Here is a 10,712-nt window from a genome sequence, read left to right on the forward strand (position 1 = left end):
CAGAGGACTGCTCTCATCATCTAAGCTAATACTTAATTGTTGATGGGTTTCTATGCCCGGAGTTTATGCAGGGAGCGTTTATGGCGACTGGTAGCACAGACGGTGCTCGCCCTTCTTTAGGAAGAGAGCACTTAAGACATAGCGTTAGTCACCCTGACCGTAGGGCCAAGCTCGATACCAGTAGCCTTAGTGGGCGTATGGCTCGTTCGGATATTAAACCCCACACACCTGAAAGGCACTTGTCAACGAGCAGTACCTCTTCAACTGGCAGCAGTGATTCGAACCAAAGCTCACTTTCTATTGGTGACAGATCTGTTTCTTCAGCTGATCCGGATCTTGCGGCGCGTATACCAACTTCGTTATCAGCCGACATTCCATCGAGAGGAAAGATCGACACTGGGGATGGAGGAGAGATTATCTTTGAACGGGTAAATGATGGCGATCTACCTACTGTAAAAGATAAGTTGCGGGATCAGTTTCATCAGCTGGAAAAAAGCGGAAAAATTGATGGTGCCAAAAAAAGCAAAATGGAAAAGTTTTTATCAGGAGCCAGTACAGCTCTTGATTTCCTGATGCATAACAAAAAATTTCAGACCGGCATCGGCTTGGTTGGTATCGGAGCCTGCATTATTGGCGGGGCATTCTGCCCTGTACTATTGATAGGAGTTGGGCCGTTTATTCTGATTTTCGCTAACGGATTTATTGATAATCCGATGCTGACTGGCCCAGAAAGTCAGCCACCACAACCAACGCCGGATAATTCCAACAAAACTCCTGATGGAAATGATCCTTCCGGTACGAAATCAAAGCCAACTGATGGCGATGATCCAAACAATCCAAAACCGAAAAGCCCTGATGGTGCTGATGCAGCGGCAAAAGATGCGGATAAGAAGCGTCGTGAAGCAGAAGATGAGCGTAAGGCCGATGAATTAAGGCGTAAAGCCGCCCAGAAACTAAAGGCAGCCGGGTATCCCGGTCATACCCTGAAGGTGAAAGGGACAGCAGATGGGCCTGAGTTGAAAGAGGCACTCGAGCTTATGCAAAAGTCTCCGCTGAAAGAAACACCTGAACGACATACTTATCAAACTTTTGATGCGTCTGGCTACATTAACTCTCAACAGTTTACAGGTGGCACTTATAACTTCAGCCATGCTTCAGCAAATGATTTAGCAAATCTACGCGAAGCAATCGCCAGTCAAGCCAATCGTGTTTCCTTGCAATACCAGCCAGTGGAAGTTCGTGAAGAGGTAGGCCGTTTGGGTCCTGATGCTAACGATCTGAAGGCAATCAAAAATGCGCTGACGAAAGAAGTTATTAATCAGCTTTTTGAGCACGTTCGCAACCATGGTTCCATTCCCGCCAGTTCGGGAGATAAATCCAGGCACGGCTTAAACACGCAACAGTTAGTGGAAGAGGCCGCTCGAAGAATTGGTTTACCTGTAGAACCAGATTTGCCAGCAGATATAGCTAATTGCTCTTTAGTTCAAAGAATTATGGGGGGCGACCCGCACGATTATAAGCAGGCATTAGATGAATGGTGCAAGAGTATCAAAATACTTTTGCCGCAGCGCAATTAAAAATTCGGGGATAAGGAGCACAAAACGTGTCAGCCGTTCATGGACCTAAATCTGCTCAGCAGATCCGGCAAGACACTGTTCGTGAGAATGGTGGTCAGATGACTGGTCAGCAGATGATGAAAGAATCCGTCAAGATGATCAACTCTGCTGCGGGCGCTCCTATGAGCCAGGATTTTATCGATAAGGCCAGTATTGATGCGTTGATGTTGGCAGTTATGAGTGAGAAGGCTGAAATCCTTGAAGAGACATTAAGAGAACAGGTTCAGGAAGTCAGAACCAAAAATAACAAGTTGAAAGATGCCAACAAAATCATGGCTAAAGCTCGTGCTGCCAAGAAAGGTTCCAAAGAGAGTAGCAAGACTGAAATGCCTCAGGAAGTGAAAGAGTTTTTTGCTAAAAATGATATTTCCTGGGGAAGTGGCGGTGGCAAGATAGATCCGAATCAAACCCATAAGCTCAATTCTGGAGAGTGGGATCTGGCAATAGAAAACATGAAAGGCTGGACTGAGAGCCTGACAAGTTCATCCCAGTTGGATATGACTAAGCTTCAATCAACATCCGGTAAATTTAACCAAACGTTTGAAATGATGTCGCAGTTTATTTCGAAGTATTACAGAACTGGCGACAACATTATCAAGAATATTTAATGAAAGTGCTGTAAGAGCTAGGAGGGCTGGCAGTGGATACAAAAGATATGGATTGGTCACAGGAGAAGGTTGATGACCTTTTAGCTGACTATTTTAGCCGGGGTGGCACTTTCAAGGAGCTGAAAAATCTTAGTGATGAGTCCATGGAAGCGATTTACAGCGTTGCATTCAACCTGTATCAGGGCGGTCGCTACGATGAAGCCAAAAAAGTTTTTCAGTTCCTCTGTTTTTACGACCACTACAACAAAAAATATTTTCTTGGCCTTGGGGCTTGCCAGATGATGCAGCAGGATTTTGAAACGGCTGTAGAACTCTTCAGTTTTGCCAGTGCTCTGGATACTGATGATCCACGGGGTATGCTCTACATCGGAGATTGTCATATGGCAATGGGTAAACCCAAGGCCGCCAAGGTTGCTTATGAGACTGCTGCCGAATGGGCCGGAGAACAGGACGAGTATAAGGAAGAACTGATTCGTGCCAGCAACATGGCTGCGAGTGCCAGTGCCGTTATGGAAGAGGATGACTGAAGCCTATGAGTAATACAGGTGGAGTCAGTGCAAATCATGGTGCAGGAGTGCAACTTCCTCCCGGGTTGGCAGGGAAGGAAGGGAGCGTTGCAGGAAAGGCAGGCCATGCAGGAAAGTCTAAATCTGGTAAAGCGCAGGCTGCTGAGCACGTAGCTAGGGGCTTTTCAAATGATAACAGTGTGTCCCATAAAGAGGGCCGTGCGAAAGCGGAACGAGGTGCCAGAACCGAAAGGGCAGTACGATTACCTAACCCTAAAGTTGATCCCGGACGGGTTACGACTCCGGATATGCAAGCTCAAATAGCCCAGTCAATGGATACTACAGAAATGTTGTTTACCTTTGATGAACTGTTAAATCAGCTCAATGCAGAGAGTGAAGAGCTGGAAAGTGGAGAAACTGCTGGCAGTTCAACTGTCTATGGTGCGTCCCGAAAAAAGAAAGCAGGGCAGGGAGAACAGGGCAATGGTAATGACAGTGGCGGGCGCCATTCAGGAGGTCAACAGAGTACACCTGATCTTATAGCAGGGGCTGCATCAACATTGGCTCAGGGAACAGATGCCAAAACCTTAACGGCTTTGCAGGATGAAACGCTTCATACCTTTGATAAAGTTCTCGCTATTAAGAGTGCTCCACCAGAACTATTAGCTGAGCTGAAAGGAGCAACTGAGAAGCTTTCTGCGGCAATGTTAACTGGTAACGTTGAAGATATCGCTCGTATGTTATCAGAGATACAAACCAAACTTCAGGATACTCGGCTTAAGTTTGATGAGCAGGCTATTCGCACTAGTAGATTGAAGAGAAGCCAGATCCATGAGAGCCGTATTGGCAAGCTTGCCGAAGCAATGAAAAAAATGAAGGAGGCAAAGAAAAAAGTTCTTATTGGTAAGATTTTTGGAGGTATTGCTACGGCTCTAGCAGTCATCGTTGCAGCGGCCACTATAGCAACAGGTGTTGGTGCAAAAGCTGGGGTCATGCTGATTATGGCGGCTACGGTTATGGTTGCCATGACAGTTTCCCAGAACTCCGGTGATTGGATGACCAATATGGGAGGTCTGATCAAGGATGACAAGGCGCAACTGGCTATGGGAATTATGTGGGCTGTTCTCGCGGCTGCTTTATCGTTAGGTGCCGGTATGGCAGGTGGTACTGCCAAGGCCTCGAGTGATGTTGCAACAACTGCAGTCCAGCAAGGTGCAAATGCAAGTTCACAGGCAGCACAGCAGGGAGCAAATGTTGGGGCACAAGGTGCCCAGCAGGGAGCTAATGCTGCCAGCCAGTCTGCTCAGCAAGCAGCGCAACATTCTGCTACTGCAGTGCAAAATACGGCGAAGACTGTTGCTAAAACTGCTACAGATACAGCAGACGAGGCAGCAGAACAGTCAGTAAAGGTAGCCGTTAAAAGTTCTCAACAGGCCACCAAAGAAGCTGCCAAGGGTTCTGCTGATGTTGCGAAAGGAGCAGCAAAGGAAACAGCAAATCAATCAGCTGATATTGCAAAAAAAACTATGTATTACCAACGAGCTGCACACATTGCCAGATTTACTGAAGGTGGTGCTATGGCCGCAGATGGTGGTGCAACAATGCATGCTGCAAAGCTACAAGGTGAAGCTGGAGAGTATCAAGCTGATGCAACGGAAGATCTGGCCTATCTTACGAAACTCCAACTCATGATGGAAGACTGGACTGAGGCTATCCAGAGAACCCTTCAGGAAATTTCAGAAGGGCAACAAATAGCTTCAGATATGTTATCCCAAGCACAGCAAAGCAAATTTAATATAACCCGGAATATTTAACGGGCAAAGGGAATTTTTCAGGGAGTTGAAACACATGAAAATTAATCAGGGGCAGAATCCGGTTCCTCTGGAGCAGCCCAGGAATTCCGAAAGCGCCCATCAGGCTAAGGGAACTAAGGGAGCTAAAGACGCCAGAATGGGTCATCTAGCGGGTGAAAATTTGAAGGTTGGACAGCATAGTGGTGGAAAAGCTGTTCAAGGAAAGCACCAACAGGGGATACCAAAACCTGTATTGAATGCTCCAAGTGCAGATCCCAATGTTGCCAGCTTGCAGGCTGCAATGGGACATATGGATCAGCTGGTTGCTGACTCTCAGGGAGATGTTCTTGCTGGTGATATTGATGAGTTGGCAGATGCTCTGGAAGAAGCCTCTGAAGAAGGTGGCAGTGATTCTGAAGGCGGCGTTGTTATTGGTAAGAAAGGGGCGAAATCTAAACTCAAGAGAACCAACGTTTTGGCTCAAGAAGTTAAATTGAAGAACACTTCTCAGGAACAGGCCAAAGACTTTTCCAGTCAACTGAAAGAGCTCGGACGACAGGTCGCTAGAGATCCTGAACTCGCTCAAAAACTTGGTGGTTCTTTCGAAAGTATTAAAAACGCTTTGAAATCTGGAGAAATGGACGGTGCTGATCTGAAAAAAATTTTGGATGGCATGCAAGAGAAGAGCGCTAAGGCACAAGGTTCTGGGCAAAATAGCCTTATGCACCAACTGCAGACTGCTGGAAAACCTAACCACGCTCAGGCTGGTGGACTGGGACCCAATGAAGTCAGTGTAAAACAAACTGAGACTGGATTCTCAGGGCAGGTTGATGGGAAAAACTTCAAGGTTGACTCTCAGGGGAAATCGTTACAGCTACAAGTGGAAGGGAAAAATGTTGAAATTAAGGCCGGTTCTAACGGTACCCTTTCTGCAACAGCAAATGGTGCACCGCTGAATTTAGATGAAAGTGAAGTGAAAGCTTACACTGACTTTTTTGCCATCATGGCTTTATTCCATGAAATGGGAGTTGAGCAAAGGCAAATTAGCCGCCAAGGTCGAAATATGGCCAATAAGGCAGTGGTTGAGAAAATCAAGGCTCAAGCGCAGGAGCAGAGAAGTGCTGCTGCTGCAAAAATGGTTGCAGGTATGGTGAGTGGTGCGGTGAAAGTTGCATCTGGTGGACTTAATATGGCTGGTTCCATGAAGGGAATGAAAGCAGACCAGGCTGCTGGAGGAAATGGCCAGACTGGTAATATGATTGCCCAGCAATGGAGTGCTATGGGTAAGATGATTGAAGGCCTTGGTGAAGCTGGTGCCTCTACATTGCAATACAAAGCCGGCTTGCATGAAGCTGCGTCCACGGAACTTCGCGCAGAAGAGGAGCAGGCTCGTTTTGTGAAGCAAACTGAGCAAGATCAAATGCAGGTTGCACAGGAGCTATCCAGTAAGGCGAGAGATACATTTTCTCAGGTCTGGAATCAATATTTACAGACGCAACAAAACATTACCCGCAATATTTAACTGATTAGGTAGGGATAAGGTTATGCAAACAGGAGGTGTTGCCGGTTCTCAAGCACCGGGAGCAGCACTCCAGGTCGGTGGTGAAACAGCCTCCGCAAAATCTGCCGATGGTGTTCATAGCCAGCTCGGTACAGTCAGTACCGGTCCTGCCAGTGCCAGTTTCTTTGAAGAAGCTTCAATAACACTCTCTTCCCTGAGAAAGTTCAAGACCAAAGACAGTAAAGAAGGCAAAGATCTTAACAAGGAACTTGAGCGTCTTAAGAAAATTGTGCCGGATATGCCTGGTGCAGAAAAAATGGATAAGTTCCTCCAGCAAATGCAGGCCGCCAAAGATAAAGGCCAGCTTACCAGGGAGCTGATCAAACAATTTTCTGATGAATATTCCGGTGATTCTACCCATCAGTACCTGGCTCTGGAAACTCTTGCTGAGACTCTTGAAGGCAAAGATTCCGAGCTAGCAAAAGATATTCGTGAATATAACGCAGAGTTCTACGAAGAAAATAAAACTGACATTCAGGCTGGAATGAATGTTACTCAAGAACATTATGACCTCGCTGAAAAAGCAGGGCTCTCTCCCCAGCAAGCTCGGGACGATAAGCGCGAGAATGTGTTTGGCGTTCCTGACTTTGAAACAGCTACGGAAGCTTATCAATATGCGAAGGAGGGGAGTAATGATTACTCTGAAATCAATGACCGTATCCAGATTTGGAGAGAGGGACTGGCTGGAGAATTATTGGCGCTGAAGAATCCTAAAATGACCAGTGCGGTTGGATCAACTCAGCTTCTGCATATAAGAAAGCGCATGGAAGTTATCTTTGGTTTAAGAACAATTATTGACTTCAGCCAGCAGAATGAGCAGGCAACCGATAGGATGTTAGTGCGTGCAAAACTCTAAAATTCAGGAAGGCGTGCTTGTCGAAGAGGTCCTTAGGCTTTTAAACCAGCGCTGGATCTCCGCCAACGATGTTGAAGGTATTCCGACCAAGATGGGTGTACCTTCCGACGACCTCGCCGTAAAGATATTTGTTCTCAATCAGGTTCTGGAAACCTACCGGAAAATTCCTGACCAGTATTTTAAAGAAGCGGAACATCGGGAAAACATCCTCGAAGCCTGTCAGGAAGCCCTCGATGATGTGATTGAGGAGGAAGAGGAAGAGGAAGCCTTCGACGACGATGATGAGGACGACGATGACTTTGATATGGATTTCGATATTTAGGGTGCTTGGGGATGCGTGAACTTGTCGAGTCAGCTGTTCAGGATTTCAATCGTACTCTCGGTATTGGCGATCTTCCTTTTCCCAATAATGGAATTATGCAGTATGCCTTTGGACAGAGTGGTACTTTTTTCATTGAGTTGAATGATAAAGGGGTGCTGATGCACCTTTTGCGTGAAATTCCTGACCATTCACTTGATCAGTCTGGCCCCAAAGCGCTGGAGTTATGTCACTTTGATCAAAGTCGCAAGTTTGACACTCAGTGTGCTCTTAAAGATGGTAATCAGTTGGTATTTATTGCCTTTATGACTGTGGACAAATTGAGTGGCCCAGAAATTGAGAATGTGTTGCAGTATTTAATGAAATTACATGACTCTTTGGCCCCTTCATAACAATCTGCACTGAAAACCTGCTTTTCATTTCATAATGTTCCATGCTTTTGCTTCCTTTTTGCATGCAGGCATTGACTAGACTTTTGGGTAAGCCTATTCAGCTGTCGTAGACGGCACAAAGGAGTGGCAGCTATGCCAAGCCCTGGAATAAACAATGTTGGTTCTGTTACAGAAAAAGCGCTTAAAAAACAGGATCAACAACAGCTTGAGAAGCTTCTCGATAAACCGGATGACCGAGATGCCGAGAATTTTAATGCCCAGATGGAATCTGGCCTTAAGAATGAGAGCCAGACCAGCGTTCAGGGCGGCCCTGTAGAGCTTAAACAGGCACCGGAAAATCTTGGTGATCGCATCCTGAATGGGTTTCAGGGACTAAAAGAAAATATTGATAGCCGTCACCAGAAGATCGATAACATGCTGAGTTCTGACGAAGCCCTGTCTATGCAGGATATGTTTAAAACTCAGAAAGCGATGACCAACCTTATGATGACCGAAGACTTGATCGGTAAGGTGGTTGGTAAAGCGACCCAAACACTAGAAACAATGATGAAACAGCAGTAACAAAAGGCCTTAGGCCGGTTTCCTCATACGCAAGGGAAAGCGTTGTGCAGAAAATCAGGATTTTCGTGTTAAGCCTGTTTGTGTTACTGCTGTCAGGCTGTAAAGTCCAGCTCTATACCGGGCTGACAGAAAAAGAAGGCAACGATATGTTGGCCATTCTGCTGGATAATTCGATTCCGGCAGAAAAGGAGATGGATAAAGATAGCAATGTAACTTTAACCGTTGCCACTGATGATGTTTCCAGAGCTATTCGCCTACTTCGTACGAACGGACATCCCAAAGATCGGTTCTCTTCGGTCAGTGACATTTTTCCGAAAGATAGCCTGATCTCTTCTCCTACGGAGGAGAAGGCTCGCTACACCTATTCTATGTCTCAGGAGCTCTCTGCGACGCTTTCTATGATTGATGGGATACTGACTGCCAGAGTTCATGTGGTATTGCCTCAGGATCAGTCCGCCAGTGAAGTCAGTTTTCCCTCATCGGCTTCTGTCTTTATCAAATACACACCGGAGCTGGAATTGGCAGGATTTGTTCCTAAGGTGAAAACTCTGGTCGCTAACAGTATTGAAGGCTTATCCCTCGATAAAATTACAGTTTCTCTTTTCCCATCGGCTCAGGTTGCAACAAACAGAACGTTATTGCCCCAAGAGCTGGAAAGTGTTCTCTCTATAGATGTTACTCCTGAATCGTCCTCCCGCTTGTTGTTAATAATGGGAGCACTATTAAGCCTCTTCCTTATTTCGCTCGGTGGTTGTGCTGTGTTGTTCTGGTTGTGGTGGCGAGAACGCAAAAACTCTGAGTATATGGGAGACGATCAGGCTGAAGCAGATATGGTTGAGGTGGATAACGTTGAGGCCTGATTATGGATGTCAATCAGCTTGCCCCGGTTATTGAGTTTAACTTTTCCCCTGCCGGGTATATTGATGATTCATGGCTGGTAAATCTTCCCAATGCTCAGGTTATCAATGCCTTAAAAGCTGAAGGCACAGGTGTTCACTGGGCTTCCCGCCATATTTTGGAAGCTTATGCTCTTCATGGTAAGGCAGACCTTGATTTCAACCGCGCAGAAAAACAACTGGCATTAGCTAGTCGCAAACATCTCACGCCAATCGTTTTCCATGCTGGCTTAGCTCTGAATGGACCTCTTCTAAAAAACTTTGTGAAAAGGCAAGAGCGGGCAGCTGTTGAAGCTTGTCTGGGGAAAGAGAGTTACCAGTATGCGATCAAGAAAGGGCCGTTTATTGCAGGCTCTCTTCCTGAAAGTTTCAGATCTGATTTTACTATGGATTGGAATGCACCTGAGGAATTGAAAAAGCATATTTTCCGCTCTGGTGTTCGTCTTCTCGGAGCTGTATTTGCCCAGGAAAATGATGCTTTCCAAAAGCGTCTGCTGTTTAAATTCCCAATGCCAAGCAAGGATTACTTCTACGCCGGAGGGGCTGCCAGTTATTCGCAGGATGTTGTGCGTTTAGGTGGTGTGATGTTACGGAAACTGATGAAAGAGTTTATCAAATGAGTCTGAATATCATCGCTATCACCAAGCAGGATTTTAACCTTCAGCCCGGCCAGAAGGTAATAAAGGCTGCGGATTACTCTGTGATTGAGAAATCAACCACGTTGATTGATAAAGCCCGTCAGCGAGCAGACCAGATTGCTGAAGAAGCCAAGCAGGCTTTCGAACAGGAAAAAGAGCGGGGTTATCAGGAGGGATTGATGCAGAGCCGTCTGGAGCAATCTGAGCAAATGCTGAAGATGGTAGATCGTTCAATTAACTACCTTTCCGATGTAGAGGCCTCTCTGGCTGATATTTTGATGACAGCGGTGAAGAAGATTATTGATGATTATGATAATCGGGCACTGACAGTTGGTTTGATCAAAAGCGGTCTGCAGCATGTACGTAATGAACGGCAGGTTTCTGTCCGGGTTCCACCGGCTCATTTCAGTTATGTGAAAGAGAAAATTGCTGAAATCCTGTCAGGCTATAAAGGTGTTGGCATATTGAATCCGGTTTCCGATCCCCGTTTAAAAGCGGGCAGTTGTATTCTGGAAAGCAAGATCGGTGTGATTGATACCAGTATTGATATCCAGCTGGAAGCCTTGAGAAGGCGATTTTCTGAATTGACTGCTCATTCGATGGATGAGGCCAAAATGAGCGAAGAACGAGAATGGGCCAACTCTGTTGATATGCAGGGAGCTGAGGAAGAGGTTGTTAAAACAACGGAAGAGCAAGTGACATCTTCCGCCGAGAAACCAGGTAGCGATTCTTCACAGCAAAACCCCTCAGATAAAGATGCTACCTGGTTTTCATAGGGGTTAATGCAAGAAGCTCCAAAATCACATCAAGTTAACGATACGAGGTGTGATTAGAAATAAGCGAACGTTTTTTGTTTTTGATTCTGTTTTGTTGCGAAATGCGGCACCAACCACAGGCATATCTCCCAGAATGGGAATTTTATTCTGATTATTTCTGGTCTCTTCGTAGTAATAACCACCAACCAGT

The 10,712-nt window shown here is 46.0% G+C and carries 13 protein-coding genes; 12 read left to right on the forward strand and 1 reads right to left on the reverse strand.

What is annotated here, in order from left to right:
- The first annotated feature begins 80 nt into the window (after nt 1-80).
- The 12 genes from QMA35_RS05395 to QMA35_RS05450 all read left to right on the forward strand — a co-directional run bounded on the left by QMA35_RS05395 (nt 81) and on the right by QMA35_RS05450 (nt 10,522).
- A complete protein-coding gene (locus QMA35_RS05395; RefSeq protein WP_281646110.1) occupies nt 81-1,577 on the forward strand; it encodes a hypothetical protein in 1,497 nt (498 codons plus the stop codon).
- Nucleotides 1,578-1,603: 26 nt separating this feature from the next.
- Entirely contained in the window at nt 1,604-2,224 is a 621-nt protein-coding gene (locus QMA35_RS05400; RefSeq protein ID WP_281646111.1) for a hypothetical protein, read from the forward strand.
- A gap of 32 nt (nt 2,225-2,256) precedes the next feature.
- Entirely contained in the window at nt 2,257-2,751 is a 495-nt protein-coding gene (locus QMA35_RS05405; protein ID WP_281646112.1) for a SycD/LcrH family type III secretion system chaperone, read from the forward strand.
- Between the two features lie 5 nt (nt 2,752-2,756).
- A complete protein-coding gene (gene sctE / locus QMA35_RS05410) occupies nt 2,757-4,544 on the forward strand; it encodes a type III secretion system translocon subunit SctE (protein WP_281646113.1) in 1,788 nt (595 codons plus the stop codon).
- 34 nt (nt 4,545-4,578) lie between these two features.
- Nucleotides 4,579-6,045: a type III secretion system translocon subunit SctB gene (gene sctB, locus QMA35_RS05415; protein ID WP_281646114.1), complete on the forward strand. Its 1,467-nt coding sequence runs from the start codon at nt 4,579-4,581 to the stop codon at nt 6,043-6,045.
- Nucleotides 6,046-6,067: 22 nt separating this feature from the next.
- The gene (locus tag QMA35_RS05420; protein WP_281646115.1) at nt 6,068-6,940 is read left to right on the forward strand and encodes an HrpJ domain-containing protein; all 873 of its coding nucleotides are present in this window, start codon (nt 6,068-6,070) and stop codon (nt 6,938-6,940) included.
- Nucleotides 6,927-7,262, forward strand: a complete 336-nt coding sequence (locus QMA35_RS05425; RefSeq protein WP_281646116.1) for a TyeA family type III secretion system gatekeeper subunit — start codon at nt 6,927-6,929, stop codon at nt 7,260-7,262. The genes QMA35_RS05420 and QMA35_RS05425 overlap by 14 nt, the downstream gene beginning before the upstream one ends.
- A gap of 11 nt (nt 7,263-7,273) precedes the next feature.
- Nucleotides 7,274-7,651, forward strand: coding sequence for a hypothetical protein (locus QMA35_RS05430; RefSeq protein ID WP_281646117.1), 378 nt, complete (start codon nt 7,274-7,276; stop codon nt 7,649-7,651).
- Between the two features lie 132 nt (nt 7,652-7,783).
- On the forward strand, nt 7,784-8,212 hold the full coding sequence (locus QMA35_RS05435) for an EscI/YscI/HrpB family type III secretion system inner rod protein (RefSeq protein WP_281646118.1): 429 nt from the start codon (nt 7,784-7,786) through the stop codon (nt 8,210-8,212).
- A 65-nt stretch (nt 8,213-8,277) separates the two neighbouring features.
- On the forward strand, nt 8,278-9,072 hold the full coding sequence (sctJ, locus tag QMA35_RS05440; protein ID WP_281646119.1) for a type III secretion inner membrane ring lipoprotein SctJ: 795 nt from the start codon (nt 8,278-8,280) through the stop codon (nt 9,070-9,072).
- Nucleotides 9,073-9,074: 2 nt separating this feature from the next.
- Nucleotides 9,075-9,728: a SctK family type III secretion system sorting platform protein gene (locus QMA35_RS05445; protein WP_281646120.1), complete on the forward strand. Its 654-nt coding sequence runs from the start codon at nt 9,075-9,077 to the stop codon at nt 9,726-9,728.
- Nucleotides 9,725-10,522, forward strand: coding sequence for an HrpE/YscL family type III secretion apparatus protein (locus tag QMA35_RS05450; RefSeq protein WP_281646121.1), 798 nt, complete (start codon nt 9,725-9,727; stop codon nt 10,520-10,522). Before QMA35_RS05445 ends, QMA35_RS05450 begins: the two co-directional genes overlap by 4 nt.
- Before the next feature lie 24 nt (nt 10,523-10,546).
- Here the strand turns inward: QMA35_RS05450 and QMA35_RS05455 are convergent, their stop codons facing one another.
- Entirely contained in the window at nt 10,547-10,711 is a 165-nt protein-coding gene (locus tag QMA35_RS05455) for a hypothetical protein (RefSeq protein ID WP_281646125.1), read from the reverse strand.
- Between the last annotated feature and the right edge of the window lies 1 nt (nt 10,712).

Origin of the sequence: Parendozoicomonas sp. Alg238-R29, from assembly GCF_947331445.1 — a bacterium.
GTDB lineage: Bacteria > Pseudomonadota > Gammaproteobacteria > Pseudomonadales > Endozoicomonadaceae > Sansalvadorimonas.